General features: G+C 41.5%; 15 protein-coding genes. 8 read left to right on the top strand and 7 right to left on the bottom strand.

The features are described 5' to 3' along the window. Positions 1–2 precede the first annotated feature (2 nt). Complete coding sequence (locus V7L29_RS17460; protein ID WP_334736280.1) at positions 3–2,921, bottom strand: glycerol-3-phosphate acyltransferase; 2,919 nt, start codon at positions 2,919–2,921, stop codon at positions 3–5. A 175-nt stretch (positions 2,922–3,096) separates the two neighbouring features. Next, positions 3,097–3,273 carry a hypothetical protein gene (locus V7L29_RS17455; RefSeq protein ID WP_334693784.1) on the bottom strand — a complete coding sequence of 59 codons (177 nt, stop codon included), beginning with the start codon at positions 3,271–3,273 and terminating at the stop codon, positions 3,097–3,099. A gap of 261 nt (positions 3,274–3,534) precedes the next feature. Between V7L29_RS17455 and gatA the strand changes: the two genes are divergently transcribed. Continuing rightward, positions 3,535–4,995 carry an Asp-tRNA(Asn)/Glu-tRNA(Gln) amidotransferase subunit GatA gene (gene gatA, locus V7L29_RS17450; RefSeq protein ID WP_334693763.1) on the top strand — a complete coding sequence of 487 codons (1,461 nt, stop codon included), beginning with the start codon at positions 3,535–3,537 and terminating at the stop codon, positions 4,993–4,995. A gap of 331 nt (positions 4,996–5,326) precedes the next feature. Here gatA and V7L29_RS17445 read toward each other — a convergent pair whose 3' ends face one another. Then, positions 5,327–5,785, bottom strand: coding sequence for a helix-turn-helix domain-containing protein (locus V7L29_RS17445; protein ID WP_334693762.1), 459 nt, complete (start codon positions 5,783–5,785; stop codon positions 5,327–5,329). 193 nt (positions 5,786–5,978) lie between these two features. Between V7L29_RS17445 and V7L29_RS17440 the strand changes: the two genes are divergently transcribed. Then, complete coding sequence (locus tag V7L29_RS17440; protein ID WP_334736279.1) at positions 5,979–6,881, top strand: alpha/beta hydrolase; 903 nt, start codon at positions 5,979–5,981, stop codon at positions 6,879–6,881. Positions 6,882–7,227: 346 nt separating this feature from the next. After that, positions 7,228–7,854: a PadR family transcriptional regulator gene (locus tag V7L29_RS17435; RefSeq protein ID WP_334736278.1), complete on the top strand. Its 627-nt coding sequence runs from the start codon at positions 7,228–7,230 to the stop codon at positions 7,852–7,854. A gap of 66 nt (positions 7,855–7,920) precedes the next feature. Here the strand turns inward: V7L29_RS17435 and V7L29_RS17430 are convergent, their stop codons facing one another. Beyond that, positions 7,921–8,607 carry an HAD family hydrolase gene (locus V7L29_RS17430; protein WP_334736277.1) on the bottom strand — a complete coding sequence of 229 codons (687 nt, stop codon included), beginning with the start codon at positions 8,605–8,607 and terminating at the stop codon, positions 7,921–7,923. A gap of 204 nt (positions 8,608–8,811) precedes the next feature. Between V7L29_RS17430 and V7L29_RS17425 the strand changes: the two genes are divergently transcribed. Further along, positions 8,812–9,585, top strand: a complete 774-nt coding sequence (locus V7L29_RS17425) for a glucosamine-6-phosphate deaminase (protein WP_334736276.1) — start codon at positions 8,812–8,814, stop codon at positions 9,583–9,585. A gap of 157 nt (positions 9,586–9,742) precedes the next feature. Further along, positions 9,743–11,806 carry a potassium channel family protein gene (locus V7L29_RS17420; RefSeq protein WP_334736275.1) on the top strand — a complete coding sequence of 688 codons (2,064 nt, stop codon included), beginning with the start codon at positions 9,743–9,745 and terminating at the stop codon, positions 11,804–11,806. A gap of 128 nt (positions 11,807–11,934) precedes the next feature. Here V7L29_RS17420 and V7L29_RS17415 read toward each other — a convergent pair whose 3' ends face one another. Then, entirely contained in the window at positions 11,935–12,918 is a 984-nt protein-coding gene (locus V7L29_RS17415) for a WGxxGxxG-CTERM domain-containing protein (protein ID WP_334736274.1), read from the bottom strand. 975 nt (positions 12,919–13,893) lie between these two features. Here V7L29_RS17415 and V7L29_RS17410 point away from each other — a divergent pair. The 3 genes from V7L29_RS17410 (at position 13,894) to V7L29_RS17400 (ending at position 17,430) form a co-directional block, all read left to right on the top strand. Continuing rightward, positions 13,894–14,094, top strand: a complete 201-nt coding sequence (locus V7L29_RS17410; RefSeq protein WP_334693755.1) for a hypothetical protein — start codon at positions 13,894–13,896, stop codon at positions 14,092–14,094. 309 nt (positions 14,095–14,403) lie between these two features. Beyond that, a complete protein-coding gene (argJ, locus tag V7L29_RS17405) occupies positions 14,404–15,567 on the top strand; it encodes a bifunctional glutamate N-acetyltransferase/amino-acid acetyltransferase ArgJ (RefSeq protein ID WP_334736273.1) in 1,164 nt (387 codons plus the stop codon). Between the two features lie 660 nt (positions 15,568–16,227). Further along, positions 16,228–17,430 (top strand): AAA family ATPase, encoded by a 1,203-nt coding sequence (locus V7L29_RS17400; protein ID WP_334736272.1) that lies wholly within the window; start codon positions 16,228–16,230, stop codon positions 17,428–17,430. 132 nt (positions 17,431–17,562) lie between these two features. Here the strand turns inward: V7L29_RS17400 and V7L29_RS17395 are convergent, their stop codons facing one another. Together V7L29_RS17395 and V7L29_RS17390 are read right to left on the bottom strand one after the other, a co-directional pair. Continuing rightward, the gene (locus tag V7L29_RS17395; RefSeq protein WP_334693752.1) at positions 17,563–18,462 is read right to left on the bottom strand and encodes a response regulator transcription factor; all 900 of its coding nucleotides are present in this window, start codon (positions 18,460–18,462) and stop codon (positions 17,563–17,565) included. A gap of 138 nt (positions 18,463–18,600) precedes the next feature. Next, entirely contained in the window at positions 18,601–20,580 is a 1,980-nt protein-coding gene (locus tag V7L29_RS17390; RefSeq protein WP_334736271.1) for a scytonemin biosynthesis sensor histidine kinase, read from the bottom strand. Between the last annotated feature and the right edge of the window lie 129 nt (positions 20,581–20,709).

Genomic DNA, 20,709 nt, shown 5'->3' with positions numbered 1-20,709 from the left:
AATCATTCGGGTCTTAAATCGTTAGATAATTCCACAATACCCCTAGACCCATCAATCCTTACCCGTTGACCATCTTGCAGGAGCCATGTAGCACCACGAACATCCATCACAGCGGGAATCCCATATTCACGAGCAACGATCGCACCGTGAGAAAGCCGTCCACCAACTTCGGCAATTAATCCTCCAGCCCTTAATAATAAAGGTGCCCAGCCGGAATCTGTGTAAGGTACTACCAGAATCGTATCTCGGTCAATTTCCGGCACGTCTTGTAAATTTCGCAACACCTTCACCCTACCTTCGGCTTGCCCGTGACTGGCTCCAATACCTTGTAAGATTTGGTCAGAGTAGAGTGCAGAGGGAGCTAAAGGATGAGGGGGTGTATTGCCGTAGACTAAAAGGGGTACTTGAATTATCTGGCTATCTTGCAGGAATTGCGATCGCCTCAATTCCACTAACTTATCTAACTGCTCAATTAATCTGGAATCTCCACTTACAACTAGACGCCGCACTTCATCAAAGTTTAGAAAAAAGATATCTCCTGTTTTGTTGAGTAAGCCGGACTTTAACCAAATCTTCTCCAAAGCGACAAAACTCCAACGCAATTCAGCCAAAAGCCGTGAATAAACTTCGGTAACTCGTCCTTTAATATCCACACGCCGTTGCACAAAAGAGCGTTTGCGCTTACCATCAAAGATGCTATTAATCGCGTCTTTAGCGCCTGATTGTGGTTCGTTACCCTGCATTAACTGCACAAACATCTGCTTAATCATCTGGGGATTCTCCCGCCAAGTGGAAACGGAAATATCAGTTCCCACTTCACTTAAATAGCCGTAATCCTGAAGCAATTCGTCAAATTCTCGGAGGATCTTCTGTCCTTGGGGAGTTTGTTTCAACTGCTCAAACACCTGCTGTGGCTCAAACTCAAGCAATACTTCCTTAGCATCTGTAGCTAAAGCACTCAGCGATCGCAATGCCGCTACCTCTGGGGTAAGGCTGTTATCAATTTGCCCATCCTTTACCCGAAAAATCCCCTGCCGCAGGGCAGCGCTCAAGGGAGCTAAAATGCTGTAATACGTCCCTCGATGCAGCAACTCTAGAATAAAGTCAATTCTTGTCAACAGCTTGGATGGTTCCAAGTTCTCTATATCTTCCTGTGCCAACTGTGACAACCCAGGAATGAACCGTTTGTGATAATCCCGCTTGAAGTCTTTTTCTAAACTTAATTCCCGCCTCAGTAACTTCCCTAGTCCTGGCAAATTTTTCCAGGTTGACTCCCAAGATGGCTTACTTAATTTAGCTCCTCTGGTTAAAAATTCCAGACTTTCTGGCGGCAGTCCCATGCGGATAAAAATATTTCCTAAGAGGGATGCATTGAAGTAGGCTCTGGAATAATGGAGAGTTGCTGTTTCGGCGAAATCTAACCCTAAGGCGCGTTCGGCTTTGCCGTTGCCAAAGGCATCGCCCAAAACTAAAGTAAAAAGTTCTCCCCAAACTCCACAAGTTAAGGGACGATTAATTGACCATGTTAAAGGGTGAATTACTCCAGGAATCACTTCGGCAGCAATTTTGCGTGTCCAGATAGGCAGCAGAGTGGTGATCGGTCGAGATTGCAACACCCAGAGTGTTTGACCGTCGTAACTCCACTCGATATCTTGAGGAGTCCCATGATAACGTTTTTCGAGTCGGTAAGCTAAGTATGCAACTTGCTTGATTAATGCTTGTGGTACTCGTCCTTGACCTTCCAATTGCACAGAGGAAGAATTTTCTGTTTCAAGGATAAAAGCGCGATATTGTTCTGGTGTGACTTTTCCCGAAACAACTTGTGTCGGGTTTCCTGAAAGGGCTTCAATGATGATCGCATCATTTTGTTGGGTAATGGGATCGCGGCTGAAAGCGACACCAGAATATACACTCTGGACTTGTTGTTGAATCAACACAGCCATTGCTGTGTCATTTAAACCGCGATCGCGCCGATATTGCACGGCAGATGGATGATTGTAAGAAGCTTGAACTTGGGTGATTGCTGACTGCAATGCCTGTGGGCTGGTAACATTTAAAACTGTTTCATACTGCCCAGCGGCGGAAGCCTGTTCTGAGTCTTCTCCAATGGCAGAAGAACGCACCACCAAGGGAGATAATTCTGATGGCTGAAGAAATTCTGTCAACAGTTGAGGATCGTCGATTGGGGCAAGTACCCACCCCTTCGGGACTGGATAGCCCCAGCGCTTAATTTGGGATAATGTAGCCGCTTTTTCTCCGACTATGGCAGCATCCAACTCTTCATCTAGAGAAACCATCACGCGATCGCCGCGTAAAAATTCCAACATCGCTTGCGATTCTGTTTGTGCCTCTTGGGCTGGCAGGTTCATATCATCAGGAATTTTTGTATAAATCCAACCCATTAAACCAGCTAAGGCAACAGCAGCAAGGATTCTGGGGATATCGCTAATGTGCAGAAGTGCCACAAACAGAGGAAACAGAAGCAAAACCCCAAATTTGACTACCTGTTTTGATTGCAGAATTGTAAAGCTAATACCTGCAAAGAAAGATACAAATATTGCCACCAGTGGATCATGTACAACAAATCCCCAGACAACATTTGTCGTACCTGCCCCTCTGCCTATCCAGTATCTACCTATTACCAGAGCGATTAGGGCAATCAATTCCCAAGACGATCCATCTGGGAAAAAAATGCGGGTCAGTAAGACTGCTGCAACTCCTTTAAAAGCTTCTGATAAGACTGCCAGAATTCCTACAAATTTACCGCCGTGATAAAAGGCAGCCGATACACTAATGTTTCTTGTACCAACTTCTGATAATTGCTTGCGCTTAAGCGCGTAAGTAATCCATGCAATCAGGGGTAATCCGCCCAAGAGGGGGCAGACAATTAAAATAACTAAGACACCCCAAGGTTCAAACATTCTGAATTTTGGATTTTAGATTTAAATTTTCCATCTAAAACCTCAAATCTCAAATCTAAAGTTTTTCTGAAATTTTTGATGGTTATTAGGGCGTTTTTATTTACTAGTTGTTTAATGGACACTTGGCTACGACGGAAACCGTTTTTGCCAGTGTCCTTCTCGGCTACTAATGGTTTTAGTTTAGCGCATAGGCAGCTTGCAGCGCCCAGATTATCAGAGCAGCGATCGATCCCAGAAGCAACACGGTAGAGATAGTGACTACTTTTGGTGAATCTGCACCCTCAAATTTCATAATTCCTCGATTTAAGTCGGACACAGCTTTGTAATCCTTTTGTGTTAGAGCATGAAACATTTGTCCGTTTTGATTGTAGTCCTTCTATTTGCGGATGATGTTAAATTCCTAATACTATTTTGTTTAAGCTTGGCAATTTTTCCATCACCATAATTACTTACTTCTCTAGAGGTATTAGTCTTATTTTTACAATGATCGGGAGTGGGGACTGGGAAGTGAGGAGCAGGGGGAAGAAGAACTATTGATTATTGCCCAATGTCCATACCCAATTTTGGTCAATATGTACTAAAATCAAGGACTTGAGTCACAAAGAGAGCAATCATGGCATCCATCCGCGAGTTGCACCAACAACTGGTTAAAAAAGAACGTTCTGCCGTTGAAATTACCCAAGAAGCTTTAGAGCGCATTCAAGCGTTAGAGCCGAAATTGCACAGCTTTTTATGTGTGACCGCAGAACGGGCATTAGAGCAGGCGGGTGCTGTGGATGCCAAAATTGCTGCAGGAGAAGAAATTGGGCTGCTAGCAGGCATTCCGATTGGGATTAAAGACAATTTGTGTACCAAAGGGATTCTTACCACCTGCGCCTCCAAAATGTTGGAAAATTTTGTACCACCATATGAATCTACAGTGACGCAAAAATTGGCAGATGCGGGGGCGATAACGGTGGGTAAAACCAATTTAGATGAGTTTGCAATGGGTGGTTCCACAGAAAACTCTGCCTATCAAGTCACCGCGAATCCTTGGGATTTGTCACGGGTTCCTGGTGGTTCTTCTGGGGGTTCCGCAGCAGCAGTGGCGGCGCAAGAATGTGTGGTTTCCCTTGGTTCAGACACTGGCGGTTCAATTCGACAACCTGCATCCTTCTGTGGTGTTGTGGGAATAAAACCGACTTATGGATTGGTTTCCCGTTATGGATTGGTGGCTTTTGCTTCGTCTTTGGATCAAATTGGTCCATTTGGACGCTCAGTAGAAGATGCAGCAATATTGTTGAGTGCGATCGCAGGTCATGACCCTAAAGATTCTACCAGCCTGAAAGTTGCTATTTCCGACTACTCTGCTAGCTTAAAACCAGACCTCAAACCTAGAGGACGGCTAAAAATTGGTGTTATCAAAGAAACTTTTGGTGAAGGTCTGGAGGCTGTGGTGGAACAAGCTGTTACCAAAGCAGTAGATGAATTACAAAGTTTGGGAGCGGAAATTCATATCATTTCCTGTCCTAGTTTTCGTTATGGCGTACCTAGCTATTACATCATCGCCCCATCCGAAGCGTCAGCAAACCTGGCTCGTTACGATGGCGTTAAGTATGGTTACCGCGCTCCTGGTGCAGACAATCTACTGTCGATGTATACTCGTACCCGTGCTACTGGTTTTGGTGCAGAAGTCAAACGCCGAATTATGATCGGCACCTACGCCCTTTCGGCTGGCTATTACGACGCCTACTATCTGAAAGCACAAAAAGTCCGTACCCTGATTAAGCAAGACTTTGAAAAGGCTTTTGAACAAGTTGATGTATTAGCTTGTCCTACTGTTCCCACAACAGCTTTTAAAGCAGGGGAAAAAAATACTGATCCCTTAAGTATGTACTTACTGGACTTGATGACAATTCCGGCAAATCTCGCCGGTTTACCAGGGTTAAGTATACCATGCGGTTTTGATGACAAGGGATTACCAATTGGATTACAGCTAATTGGCAAGGCACTACGAGAAGACCAACTATTTCAGGTAGCTTATGCTTATGAACAAGCCACTACTTGGCATCTACGTCAACCGCAAATATCTTGAAAATTGTCATTAGGCATTGGGCATTAGGCATTGGTCAATAATCAATAGTTCTTCTCCCCCTGACCGAGACTGCGTCTCGAAGTCAAAAGTCACTCATTCAAAAGTCTTGCATCAGAAAATCGAGACGCAATTGGTTATAAGCCCACTTCGGTTACGCTCAGTGCATCGCCTAAATTTATTTATGGAGAAAAAGAAAATTTATAGCGAGACACGTAATGCCAGATATAAGACTTCCTTATTACAAACCCCTAAATTTATTTATGGGGTTCTAATTTTTGACTTTTGACTTTTGACTTTTGACCCCCTGCCCATTTATCAGCCTGATTGCTGTTCACTGATTATTGACCATTGACTGTTGACTATTGACTTCTGGAGTGAGGGATTCAGATGTTATTTGTGGTCGATTAAGTATATATAAAAGACCGGCAGATGCAGCTACTAATAAGAGAATGTAGGTAACAATAAGAGGTATGTATGTATTTGGTTTGTTGTCTGAATCCTTATAATCATTATTGGAGTCTTGGTGAACTACATTGCTTATAAGAGGATGTGATAAAGCATTTCCATCCAGTCCTAAAGCATCTCCATAGCGACGGATGAATCCTTGAACAAAAATAGGCTCAGGCAATTCTTCAAAGCGTTCTTCTTCTAAAGCTTGCAAAATACCTGCTCGAATCAGTGTTTGAGAGGCTATTTCTTCTATACGGATGGATTTTTCTTGTCTTACTTGCCGCAAGTGTGTGGTTATTTCCTTTAACTGCTCTACTTGAGCTTCATTTAAGAGCGTCACAGTCTTCTCCTAGTATGGGCTGATTCTACTATTCATCGAGAAGACTTGAATGTGCATACGTAAATTTACTGAATATTTGTTTTTCGGATAAATTTTTTTGATAATGGCTTAATCCTGTATTATTAAATGCTAAAGCGACAAAAATTAAGTAGTTTTTAGTTATAATCTATACCTTAAATTCTAGATGACGGGCATGAAAGTTAATGAATTGCAATTTATAATACAAGTATTTTCCCAACTGCTACTCTGGGCTGGGATAATTGCAGTCATCGCCTACTGTGCCATCTGTATATTTCTTTTTATTGGGCAACCTCGGTTCATTTTCTTTCCCTCTGCTGTCATTGAAAAGACACCAGAGTTTTTTAATCTTCCTTACGAAGAGGTTTGGTTACCTATAGCAGTTAAAACAGGCAAGGTAGAACACATTCACGGTTGGTGGATAGAAGCCAAACAACCCAATGCTAAGGTGTTGCTATACTTACACGGAAACGGTATCAATATTGGCGCAAATATAACTCATGCCAATCGGTTTCATCAGCTAGGGTTTTCGGTATTGCTGATTGATTATCGGGGTTATGGTCGCAGTCAGGGTATGTTTCCCAACGAAAAGCGAGTTTATGAAGATGCAGTCACAGCTTGGAATTACTTAGTGCAGCAACAAGAGATTCCACCCAGCCAAATTTTTCTTTATGGACATTCTCTGGGGGGTGCAATAGCCATCGACTTAGCAGTGAAACAGCCACAAGCTGCTGGTTTGATTGTGGAAAGCTCTTTTACATCCATCCGCGATTTAATAACTTATCGAAACATGTTTTGGATGTTTCCTGTGGATTTAATCTTGACACAGCGGTTTAATTCCATTAAAAAATTGCCAAAGTTAAAAATGCCAGTTTTATTCATTCATGGCGCTGCTGATTCGACTGTACCCTCTTTCATGACCCAAAAACTGTATGCCGTTGCTCCCGAACCAAAGCAACTATTGTTGGTTCCAGGAGCAGATCATAATGACACAGCAGCAGTTGCCGGTTTGGAATATTTGCAATGGATAGAGTCTTTCGTCCAACAAGTGGGAGCTAGTAGCTATTTGAATTTTTGAGCCTCCATCAGCTTCGACTAGCTTTGCGTTGGCGCAGCCCGCCGCAGGCATCGCTTGTGGTCAGGACTTACGCAAAAATAACGTAATTTCGTCATTACGAGCCATAGCGTACTCTTAGGTCGAAGCAAGCTACGCGGAGCGTCTCGTAGAGAAGTAATCCCCCCTGACGCTCTTATTGCTTCCCTACACTCCGTTTCGGTCGCAATGACAATATGGGCGTTGCGTAAGTCCTAATGGTGTTGGCACAGTTGCTTACTTCAAAAATCTTCATCAAAATTCTATTCCGATATATCGCGATATATTCCGATATATCGTATAGTAGAGAAAGTTGAGTTGAGATTCATTTATGTTTAGACACTTTCGGTCACGTTTAGGGGCACCTGCATGGGCAGGAGTTAGCGAAGATGATTCATTGCTTGTCAGGTCTTGGTTTGGGCATGGCAAGCATCATGGTAGAGGTCATGGCAAACACTTCGGCAATGAAATGTTTGGTCGTGGTTGGGGGGATGAATATCGGACTCGTCGGGGTGACATCAAGTTCATCCTGTTGGAATTGTTATCTGAGCATCCTAGTCACGGTTACGACCTGATTAAAGAGATGGAAACTCGTTATGGTGGTTTTCGTCGCCTCAGTCCTGGCTCAGTGTATCCAACACTCCAATTACTGGAGGAAGGTGGTTATCTGACAAGTGCACAGGAAGGTGGCAAGCGGATTTACACGATCACCGATGAGGGTAGACAATTATTGGCAGAACGTTCCCAACAGGAAGCTTCAGACTCTCCTTGGGATACCTTCAAAAGTTTCGTGACAGGTAAGCCTCAAGAGTTTATTGAGTTACGAAATGCCGCAACAGAATTAGCTGCTGTTGTAGTGCAGGTTGCTCGCAGTGGCAATATGGAGCGAATAAATCGGGTGCGTGAGCTTTTAGAGCAAGTTAAACGGGAAATTTACGCGATTCTTGCTGAAAAATAAGTAGAGACAGAAAATTACACTTTCGCTTTTAAGGTGTCTCTACTTTAAAAGTTCTAAATTTTGCGCTCAAACATTAGAAGCGATCGCACTTAAATCTGGCTCGATGAGTGAGTTCAGGAATGTCCACAACTGTAAATCAGTAAAATCTGGAATTGCCATAAATGCGCCGATTTCCTGCAAAAGTTGGGGATCGTGGGTGGAGGCGATGCCAATAGTGCGGATACCTGCGCTCACCGCCGCCCAAATCCCAGAGGGAGAGTCTTCTAAGGCGATCGCTTCTTCTGCTGTAATCCCCAACTTATTCAGCGCAACTAGGTAGGGCGCAGGGTCGGGTTTACCTGCAATACAATCATCCGCTAAAACAATTGTATGAAAAGCTTCTTTGATTCCCAAAACTTCTAGCATAAATTCTGCATTTAATCTAGGGGCATTAGTTACTAATGCCCGTTTTAACTGATGTGTATCTGTCCATGCTAGTAGTTCAGAAAATCCACTCAGCGGTTTTAGATGGGGGGCGAGTTTGCGGAAAAGCGCCTCTTTTTCGTCTGCAAATTTTTGCCCTTCTGCTGCTGATAATTGTGGCAGAATGTCTTTGACAATTTCTGGATTTAGCCGCCCACTAATTTGAGATTTATAAAATGTTCCGTCAATTTCAATGCTGAAATTTAACAGCATTTCCTGCCAAGCTCGGTAGTGTATAGGGTCGGTGTTGACAATAGTGCCGTCTAGGTCAAAGAGAATTGCAGCCAGCATGATTTTTGGATAAAATGTAAATAATTGTTAACTTAATTTAAATAGTTTACATTGTTTTTTTGTCCTTAGTGATTGTTGCTTCGTCAATACAGGGCAAAAAGTCGCGCTAAATCCTAAAATCTATACTGGATAAGCCATGTAAGGGCAGACAGGTAGAACCTCTCAACAAACTGCCGTATAATTGATAACCTTCTGTGTAAGCAAATGCTAGCCGCTACAAACTTTTTTCGCGTTGATGATTTACTAGTGCAGATTTACAACTCTGAAGTCGAAATGGCCCAAGATGTTGCCAAAATCGCGCAAAAGCATTTACAGCAAGTTCTCAAGCAACAGGATACAGCCGCTGTATTGTTAGCAACAGGTAACTCCCAACTCAAATTCCTCGATGCTTTAATTGCATTGGGTGGTGTAGATTGGTCACGGATTATTCTGTTCCATTTAGATGAATATTTGGGAATTACTGCTGACCATTCTGCCAGTTTCCGACGCTATATGCAAGAACGTGTAGAGAAGCGGGTTGTTCCTAAAGAATTTCACTATATAGAAGGTAATACATTGCAACCAGTGACAGAGTGCGATCGCTACACTAAACTACTGCAAGCACAACCAATTGACTTATGCTGTCTTGGTGTTGGCGAAAATGGACATTTGGCTTTTAATGATCCAGCGGTAGCAAATTTTCAAGATCCTTACAGGGTGAAACTAGTGAAACTGGATACAGTGAACCGTCAGCAACAAGTAAGCACAGGTCACTTTCCGAATCTAGAAACTGTCCCCCAATATGCTTTTACTGTCACCATCTCGACGATTTGTTCAGCTAAAAAAATTATCTGTCTGGCTCCAGAAAAACGTAAAGCGAATGTAGTAAAAAAGATGTTGCAAGGAGCTATAAGTACAGACTGTCCTGCTTCTATTCTCCGTCAACAATCCCAAGCAACGTTATTTTTGGATGTGAATTCTGCTAGTTTGCTGTCGTGAAGAGGGACTGCGGATTGGGAAATAATTACTTTAATCTTAATCTCTAATCCTTAATTCCCAATGCCCCATACCCAATTCCAGCGATTACGCGAATGGTGAGATATAATCCTAGTAAACACATACTGTTAGCAGTATCGAATGCTGCCATCAACAGAAAGTGCATCCCCCTCCTACCAGCAATCCAAAAAAACCCCAAGACCTTTTCTTAGTATGCGGACTCCAAAGTTTAGGGCAACATTGTGTTGCAGTTCTAAAGGAATACGATGTTAAAGTCAGCGCTATTGACGATGTGCAGCGCGAACATTGGGAAGTCCCAAAAGTACCAAGTTTACTAGAAAAGTTAATCATCGGAGACTGCCGCCAACCAAGTGTTTTAGAGCAAGCAGGTATAGCGCAGTGTCGTTCAATACTTTTAGTCACAAGAAATGAGCGGATAAATATAGAAGCTGCCTTTGCAGCACGGCGTCTTAATCCGCATGTTCGTCTGATTGTACGTTCTGACAAACAAAATTTTAACAAACTTTTGTACGAAAACTTAGGCAATTTTCTTGCCTTTGAGCCTACCCATCTCTCAGCTCATGCCTTTGCTTTAGCATCTCTCGAATCTGAAGCCATTGGGTATTTTACCTTAGAAGGGCAACTATTGCAAGTAATCAAGCATCAGGTACAGGCGAAGGATAGCTGGTGCAATGGCAAGCCAGTACATAGACTCAATCTCACAACTCGCCGCATCTTGAGTCACACAACAGTTTCATCTGATCCCCTCAAAGAATTATTTGGATGGAACCCAGAAGCAGAAGTGCAAGTAGGAGACACACTCGTTTACATTGATGTTGCATACGAACTAGCTTTATCTAACCAATATAGAAATAAATTTCATCAGCAAAGTTGGCAGTGGCAAGAGTTTGTCCAAGGCATCACAGCGAAGAATTTTAAACAGAAAATAGTACAATTTTGGCAATCTTACTACCAAAGCCAAAATCAAATTCGGCGAATTGCAACAATTTACGCGATTACCGTACTCATGCTGTGGTTCGTTGGAATAGTTCTTTACCGTTTGTATTATCCTGACATCACCCTGCAAGAAGCTTTCTATGCAACAGCAGTCTTGCTCTTGGGAGGATACGGAGATTTATTTGGCGGTGTTGAGTTTAGATCGCAATCACAACTCTCAGACCATATGCCTTGGTGGTTGCGGTTGTTTAGCCTGGGACTGACGTTGACAGGTCAAGCTTTTGTGGGAGTATTATATGCACTGCTGACTGATGCTCTTGTCACTTCAAGATTCCAGTTTTTCAATTCCCGTCCTCCCATACCACAACGCAATCATGTGGTAATTATTGGCTTAAATCGCTTGGGACAGAGAGTGGCTGCTCTTTTACAAGAACTCAACCAGCCGTTAGTAGGAATTCATACTACCACTCTCGACCAAGACACTTTACCCGATATGCCCCTGATCGTTGGCAATGCTACCGAAGCACTCACTAAGATGAATCTCTCCCATGCCAAAAGCATTGTTTTAGTTGGGGACGATAACATGGAAAATCTGGAAATTGGTTTGATGGCTCATGCAATCAACCCCGCCACTAGCTTGATTATCCGCTCTCAAGACCGCCAATTCAGTGATAATATAGCCCCTCTGTTTCCCTATGCCCAAGTTCTGTGTGGCGCGGCTTTGTCGGCAGAAGTCTTTGCTTGTGCTGCCTTTGGAGAAAATGTTCTCAGCCTGTTTCACTTGAGGGAGCAAATAGTCATGGTGACGGAATACAAGATTGAAGATGGCGATACACTAAATGGGTTGCTTCTATCTGAAATAGCCTATGGCTACAGTGTTGTGCCAATTCTCTACCAGAAATATCAGCGAGACAATTACTCCTTGATGCCCTGGTATGATGTTAAGCTTTATGCTGGCGATCGCTTGATTGTTTTAGCCACAAGCATTAGTTTACAGCGAATTGAATGGGGTGAAATGCTGCCTCGCCTTTGGCAGGTGCAGATTCAAAAAGCTCTAACTACAAATGCTATTATTTATGGCGCTGAAGAAATAGTTTTGATTACAGGATGTAGTTCCACTACTGCTAGGCAATGGATGAATAATTTGCCTATGGTGTTGCCAATATCACTTTATAAACATCAAGCTCAACGTCTTGTGCGCGAGTTAACAAAAGTACAAGTTTTGGCAAATGTAATCTTCATTGGGCAAGGTAGTAGCTCGACTTGAGCGAACTGGTGTATGACTGTAGGGGCACAATATCAATGTATTATGCCCCTACGCGTGTGGTCTAACCGCTGTAATAACTTGAAGTTTACACAAACGCCGATTGTACGTCTTTTAGAGTGTGGTGAATACTATTTAGAACGAGGAGAACCTGTTACTTCATCAGGATCGCTATAAGCCCGGATTTTATCACGATTACGAGGCAGAAAACCAAATAAACCGGCTAAACCAAGTAAACCTAGCCAACCCCAATCGAAACCGCGATCGCTAGTTCCTTCGGAAGCTGCGATGCCTGTATTCCTGTTAGTACCTGTAGTATCAGTGCCAGTGCCAGTGCCTGTGCCACCGCCTGTAGTGTCAGTGCCTGTACCACTACCTGTTGTACCACTGCCTGTAGTGTCAGTGCCTGTACCACTACCTGTAGTGTCAGTGCCTGTACCACTGCCTGTTGTACCACTGCCTGTAGTGTCAGTGCCTGTACCACTACCTGTTGTGCCACTACCTGTAGTGTCAGTGCCTGTACCACTACCTGTTGTGCCGCCACCACCTGTTACACCTGCACCTGTACCGCTACCTGTTGTACCAGCGCCTGTACCGCTACCTGTTGTACCTGTACCAATGCCTGTACCGCTACCTGTTGTACCCGTACCTGTAGTTCCAGTGCCAGTACCTGTACCACTACCTGTTGTTCCAGTGCCAGTACCTGTTGTTCCAGTGCCAGTACCTGTTGTTCCAGTGCCAGTACCTGTTGTTCCAGTGCCAGTACCTGTTGTTCCAGTGCCAGTACCTGTTGTTCCAGTGCCAGTACCTGTAGTTCCAATGCCAGTACCTGTAGTTCCAGTGCCAGTGCCAGTGCCTGTACCACTACCTGTTGTACCTGTACCGCTACCTGTAGTTCCAGTGCCAGTGCCAGTGCCTGTACCACTACCTGTTGTACCTGTACCGCTACCTGTAGTTCCAGTGCCTGTACCTGAGCTACTACCTGAGCTACCGCCACCACTGGAGCCTCCGCCGCCTCCGCTTTGGGCAGAAACAGAAGGAGGTAAAGACAAAGAAGCGAAACTAATGGCAAAGACAGTAGCTAAAACAGCTTTAGAGAAATTAATAGGCTTCATGGTTATGGTTCCTTTTTTTCTAGATTTCTGTGATTGATTTTCAAAACCGATATTGTCTACTCAATTCAGTGCTAAATTAGGTGAATTTTGACAAGATACATTCAGAAGTCTTTCATCTAGTTTATTTTGGAAAGTTGAAAGCATTTAAAGCTCATACAAAAACTTACAATTCTTCATCATTAAACTAATTCATAATCAGTAATTACTAATTTCTGATTGTGAACCCATGACTTAACTTGCTTGTTTACAACAAACTCAGATAGGATTGCTATACAAACCTTTAATTATTCACGCTGACCTACTTAATAAGTACAAGCAATCCTTAAGTTAAATAGGATTTTCACCTTAAGAAATATTATAACTTTATTAACATTAGCTTTTAGTTAGTTGGATAGAAATAAACTAGGGATTTTAAGCAGCCAGATATTGCCAGTGGTTGAGACTGTGTTTAACAAGACTCTACAATAATATTTCACCTGAGAACTTATAACTTCATACTTCAGGTGTGTCTTACCTTAGACTTCAGGAATATTTTTAAAGCTATCTACAGGTGATGGAAGCCGAGTGCGATCGCGAGCTAAGATTAATTAACGATCTACTAGACTTACAACGGCTGGAAAGCTTATCTTATTCAATTATTACACCTGATGCGTTGCTCTTACAACACTGGTTGCCCTAGGTTATTGAGCCGTTTAAAATCCGTCTTCAAGAACATCAGCAAACTCTACAGATAAATCTCCCTTCAAATCTCCTGTCGTTGTTCTCAGATGGCATTGGCTTAAAACGAATCTTAGTAGAATTGTTCAATAACGCCTATAAATACAAACCTGCAGGTGATGAAATTGTCCTAACTGTCCGTCACAATTCAATACGCTTGGGTTAAGAATTTCTTCCTTCTCTTTGCGTCCTTTGCGTCCTTGGCGGTTCGTTAAAAAATTGACTTGAAGAAAGAGTTTTAGCCTTAACCCAAGCGTATTGCGTCACAATTCCTCGGAAGCGCCCGTAAAGACTATTATTACTACCAGTAATTCAGCAGATATTTCGGTAACAGAGTTACCGCGAATCTTTGAGAAATTTTATCGCCTCCTCATTGCAGACATCTGGAATCAAGGTGATTCGAGATTAGGTTTATCTATAGTACATAATTTAGCCGAACAACTGCAAGAAAACATTTAAGTGTAAAGCGGCAATGGATGGATAATATTCATCCTCACATTAACTGATTTATAAGTTTATAATAGCAATTGAAGGTATATAAAGTTGCTAAGACCAATTCTCTAATAAGCTGCACAAAATCAGGCTTGGTAAGACTTTGGGCTTGAGCAACTGGTTCTATGTAGCCTCACAGTTAATCGGTATAAACTTAATAAATGCTGACTTTAATTATAAAATAAATTACTAAAAAATTAATAATTATGAATTATTGTAAATTCTCACTATTACACATAAATGTGATAATTAAAGCAAATTATTAAATTCAGAAAAATGTCATTAACTATATCTTCCACACCTCAGGGTTTTAGTGCATTTATTACTAATTTGGGAATTCGAGATACAACTGATGATTTTGTATTTATTAAATCATCAGTTCCTTGTGTTGCTGATGGAGTCTTCACTCAAAGTCTTTTCGCTGGACCAAGTGTTATTATTAGCCGCGATAACTTAAAAGATTCACAAGCACAAGGAATTGTCGTTATATCTAAGAATGCAAATGTAGCTAATGATTCTGCTGGGATCACTGACGCACAAGAGGTTTTGCAATTGGTTGCAACTGAAACTGGAATTGCTGAACATAATATTGTGATAGCTTCTACAGGTGTAATTGGCAGACGTTACCCAATTGAAAAAATCCGAACAGGTTTATTAGGATTGGGGAAAAAATTGACTGCTGCTGATTTTCATGCCGCAGCCCGTGGTATTATGACCACCGATACAGTAGCGAAATTAGCTACACGGCAAATAGGAAATACTAAGCTGGTAGGAATTGCCAAAGGTGTCGGCATGATTGAGCCTAATATGGCTACCCTCCTAACTTTCTTTTTTACTGATGCTGCAATTTCTGCAAATAGCCTTCGTTCTATTTTTCGCTCTACTATAGATAAAACCTTTAACTGTCTGAGTGTAGACACTGACACTTCTACTAGTGACTCCGCCGTAATTTTAGCTAATGGAATAGCCGGTGAAGTTTCAGAATCAGATTTTGCCAGTGCATTGCAAGAAGTTGCACAAGAATTGGTGCTGAAAATTGCCCAAGATGCAGAAGGTGCTACCAAGATTATTGAGGTGACTGTAGATTCGGCGATTAACTATGCACAAGCTGAAACAGTAGCTAAAGCAATTGTGAATTCACCATTAGTAAAAACTGCCGTCTATGGAGCAGATCCGAATTGGGGACGAGTTGCTATGGCTATAGGCAAATGTGAAAATGAACAGCAGATAAATCCAGAACGAGTTATTATCAGTTTTGATAACGTGAAAGTTTATCCTAATAGCTTAACTAATCAAAATCTGGAACAGTTGCGGCAAATTATGTCCAAAGATAAAGTAGATATTCATGTTAACCTCAATATTGGCGAAGCTTCTGCAACTGTATGGGGTTGCGATCTTTCAGAGGGTTATATAGAAATAAATGGCAAATACTCGACTTGATTAACGATATTTTATTACTCTTGTGAAAGGATAATCAATGTATTGTCAGCTTAACCTACTAAGGGTATTTGATTGGGTTCAACAACGGTTACATGATTCCATGTAGATTATCTGCCAGATTTTTCTTTATACCCTGCCTAGCCAAAGTTTAACGTGAGTTTGACTAACCTCTCCCTGCCTTGAACTAAAGTTCAAATCTGTGCCTTTGGAACTCGGAGAGGGACGGTTTTACGTAGTAAAATCTCTTAGAGGCCTTTTAATTAAGCTAATTAGATGGACACTATATGAGCCGTCGAATTCACGTAAGAATAACTTTGACATCAGGCAAAAATGATGCTAAGTGCTTTATATTCTGGGTAATTCTACGGGCATGATATTAGTTCTCATCTATAGATGTATAAATGGCACAGGTATATCAATAGCTAAAAGTTAACCCCCACTTACCAATTGCTTTGTTAAATAAGTTGACACAGGTAGTTGTTGATGTATTATAGTATAATACATGAAGAATGAGTTAGATTAAAAAGACTTCCTACCCAGTACAGCACGGTGGAAATAAAATTACCATTTGTACGCAATTAGTTGATATTACAAAAAAACTTTTTCAAAATCTCATACTTCACCCAAAATAACTCGCTCAACGCTGCATAACTGACAAATATGGATTTTGACTATTTTAGAAGCAATGAAGGCACTCCTACAAATAATACCCGACAAAGCTTGCTTGCTAGCGGTTGGCGACCGTTTAACCGAGAATTAGACTGGGAGTTTTTGTGGCAACTGTTGTACAGTGACTCCCGCGAATTAACTCAAAAAAGTTTGAATTTAGCGAGTAATGTTGCTGAGATTTTGGGACGAAATAATTATGCTTGGTGGGCTAATTTATTAAATATTGTATCTGATAATACCCGCTACGAAGTTGAAAAGTTTTGGAATTATATTACGCCAGATCCTCAATCACCAGATCATCGCTATAAAGATGTTTTGAGTACGGAAACGCCCATCGTCCAATTTGTCAGTCGTAGTAGCATTCCCATTGATTATGTTCTTAACCGACTGCAAGAAATTACTGTACTGAGAGTTTTACATGTGTTGGGTAATCCCGACATTATTACTCAGTATTACTTAGAAAGAGATTTTTATTTTCCTAGAGATAAATTTGTGAGTTGGGAACGCTTAGACGTTATCAATACTGTTTATGCTTACTGGTCGAAGTATGACGTTTGGTTGCAAATTGATCCCTACGATCGCGGACGACGACAATATAGTTTAATGGCGAAAAATCTCGCGCCACTAATTAGCAAAGCGACTTACGATTTAGCAATTATGCTGAGTGGATATCAAAGTCGTGTCGGCAAAGTTCATAGTCAATTTCCCATTCGCACATTTCCCGCAGATATTCAAAACTTTACTGATTCTGTACAGCAAGCGATTCTTAATCAAAACCAGTTAGCGGTTGTTGTACATGGGCAACCAGGTACAGGTAAAACAGTCTGGACACAGGCAGTAGCAAAAGAAATTCTTGTACCTTTAGGGTATGTAATTTTTATTTTAGATCATGATGCGATCGCTAATTTTGTGCCACCGACTTACATAGAGCGTATTTGTATCGTTATTAACGAAGCTGATAATATAGCGCAAAATCGTGCTTCCGAGGTAGCGCAATACAATAACAAAACCGAACACATTCTAAGTTTGCTGGATGGCACTTTATATCAGAGTGTAATTGATGACTCTGGTATTCAGATGCAGCAACGGTTAGTTGTCTTGATGACTTGCAATACTACCGAAAGATTAGATCCAGCCATGTTACGTAAGGGTAGAGTGGATTTAATATATGAGTTTACGCAACTATTTATTTAAATTGGGTAACTCGGTAGCCTTCTGAGGATAAAAGACAATGAGGATGGAAATACTGCCTGAAGCCGACAAGATGCATATATCCCACATTCGGTAGATGCAATGGGAAATATTGTATTTCTGCTTTCAGCACTTTTACCAGAGTGTCACTTGTTTTTGCTCCCCAAGCTGATGCTCTTTGCGCCAAGCCTGGGGAGGTAAACCGTGATGTTGGCGAAACTGGCGGGAGAAATGAGACACATCCTGATAGCCCAATGCTTTCGCTATCTTCTCGACTGTCTCATTATTATTTTGGAGTAAAGAACGAGCTCCCGCCATCCGGCGTTTGACAATCCAGCAGTTTACAGTCTCTCCTGTCTGCTTTGCGACTCGGTTAGTTAAGTAAGCAGGTGAGTAACCAACAGCAAGAGCCACATCACACAAAGTAATTCCTTGATGATAATGAGCTTCGATAAAGTCGAAAACTTCTTTTAATTGAGGAATGCAGGGAAAGATTGACGAATCAGGGATCATGGCTTCTCTACCAGAGGCTTCTCTAACAGAGGCTTCGGCAACGGCAACGGCAACACCTACAGTGGTCGCTGTAGTATTATCTGTAAATAGTGATTTTGCAGCTTTCTCGAATTGAATAGTGTACCAGTATTGGAGAGTAGCTTGCTTTTGCAAGCGAATAGCGATCGCTCTGAGCAATTCGTCTAGTGTAGAAGGTTTGCTAAGATAGTCGTCTGCTCCCAACTCCATAGCTTTGCGAACATCTGCTTTGGTACTACTCCCAGTCAGAAAAATAAAAGGAATAATTGCTGTAAGAGGCTCTTGGCGTAGCGTAGCTAAAACGCTATAACCATCCATATCGGGCATCGTGATATCACAAATCACTAAATCGGGTATATGCTCTTGTGCTTGTTGGATACCAGCAAGACCGTTGTCAGCACCTATGGTATCAAAACCTTTAGCCTCAAGACCCTTTAAATAAAGATTGCGGGTAACGTTATCGTCTTCAATGACGAGAATTTTCTTCGACGATTCGGGCATCATTTTCTATTACCATAACTTTTTGCAGAAGCTGCTTACTAGACTCTTTGGTGAGTATGTAAATAGGTATGAGATTAATTACTTTGTTCTGAGAGTTATAATTGTTAAGTTATGAATTAACAACTATCTTCATTTCAAGACTCATAACTCGGAACTGGTAAACTCTGATTTGAGGAATGGAAACCTCACAGTAAACGTAGTACCCACACCAATTTGACTTTCTACAGAGACTTGACCATGATGTAATTCTAAAAGGGTTTTAATAATCGATAGTCCTAGTCCAGTCCCAGGTATATGATCAATATTACTACCACGGTAAAATGGCTCAAATATTCGTTGTTGATCTACTAATGGAATACCGATACCCATATCTTTGACCTGGAAAATTACTTTCTCATTTTGACAAGAGAGTTTCAAATCAATTGCTATCTTAGAGGGGGAATACTTTATTGCATTGTCAAGCAAATTTCTCAAAATAGGCTCTAATAGTTTTTTATCTATACAGGCTATTAGAGACTTATTTTGACTTACAAAATTAATCGGAATTTGTCTAACACTCATCTGCATTTGTGTAACTAAATCATTACAAAACTGAACTAAATCAAGCGGTTTTGGCTCAAAGTCTATTTTTGCTGATTCTGCCTTAGAGAAGAACAAAATATCATCCAACATCTGGCTGAGTTGTTCAGTGGCTTTTTGAATGTGATCGAGTAATGGTTGTATTTTTTTCTGTGTACGTTTGTCTACTTCTTCCTTTAGTAAACTATTAGAAAATGAAACAATATTCAGTGGAGTCCGGAATTGATGGCAAACCATAGAAAGAAAACGCGCTCTAAGTTCGCTAAGTTGTTTTGCTTGTTCTAAAGCTTGGTTAAGACCTAATTCTGCATATTTGTAATCGGTAATATCGATGCCTGCAATCAGTTCGACTGGGTTTCCTCCAAAATCTAGCACTCCATCTAACATGGCAACCGCGCAGGCTAGCCAGCGCTCCGTGCCATTTTTTGTCAAAATATTTATCTCTTGGTATTCAAAGTTACCTGCTTCAGCCTGGTTGCGTACCTGCCTACGTTTTTTGCTTTTAATCAGTCGGCGCAGTTCAAAGCCTGTTAGCAGTTCCTCAGTTGTGTAGCCAGTGAGTTTCTCCACTGCTGGATTTATGTAGCAAAGTCGCGTGCCTTGAATCAGAAAAGTGCTAGCATCTGTCGTTTCTGCTAAAGTCCGAAATCTAGTTACGTTCAACCGCAATGCTTCTTCAGTCCGTTTCGATTCAGAAATGTCCCAAATACTCCACACTCTACCAATAATTTTGCTATCGAGCCACTGAGGTTTAGAGTAGTGTGCAAAAACTCTTCCATCTTTCAACTCCAGAATGTCGTAGCTCTCGAAATCAGATTGGCTAGACACTTCCCAAATCAGCCGACTAAAGGCTTGTGGGTCTTTAAGTTGGTTCTCAAAAAAGGCTTTGCATCGAGGACATTTCTTGGATAGTATTAGGGACTCTGGGATTTGCCACATATCCACAAATTTCTGATTCAAGCTCAGAATATCTCCCTCAAAGTTAACTGCAACAATACCAATGGCAGTAGATTCGAGAGTAGAGCGAAGTAAAGATAGGGATGTTTCTAGTTCTACTTCTTTTACCTTGAGTTGAGAAAATTCCTGTTGCAAATTGTCTTTGGCATCCCTTAATTCATCAGTCCACTTTTGCACGCTCAGTTCTACTATTTCATCAGTTTTCTCACGAGCAAAGGCACAGCCAAATTCCATATCTTGGTGTTTTACATAGTTAATGGATATTTCTACTAGAAAGATCCGACCTGCTTTTGTCCGGTAGCGAGATTTAAAGGTAACGAAACCCTGTGAGCTAATATCTGACCAATTGTGTAGAGAAAAGTCTACATCTATATCATCCAGCCTCATGGAAAGTAATTCCTCACGGGAATACTCAGTCATCAGGCAAGTGGCATCGTTGACGTAAAGAAACTGCGCGTTTGCTCCTAAACAGAAGGCAGCATCTACAGCCTGATTTATTAAGAAGTGAGCAAACTTCATCTCTACTTCTGGTTGTAGCGCCCATTGATTGTTTGATGTAGCTAATGTATATTCGCCAGAATTCATATTCCTATTTACTCCTGGTATCAATCAGCACCATAGCCAATAATCAGTTAATAGTCATAACTTACTAAAATCTTTGGTGCATTGTTAAGCTGTTAAAAAATAAAATTAGTTAGTAATTCAAAAACATTC

This window comes from Nostoc sp. (genome assembly GCF_036916575.1).
In the GTDB taxonomy this organism is placed as follows: domain Bacteria; phylum Cyanobacteriota; class Cyanobacteriia; order Cyanobacteriales; family Nostocaceae; genus Nostoc.
The sequence above is the reverse complement of the archived record's forward strand: the minus strand, read 5'-3'. Positions and strand labels throughout refer to the sequence as shown.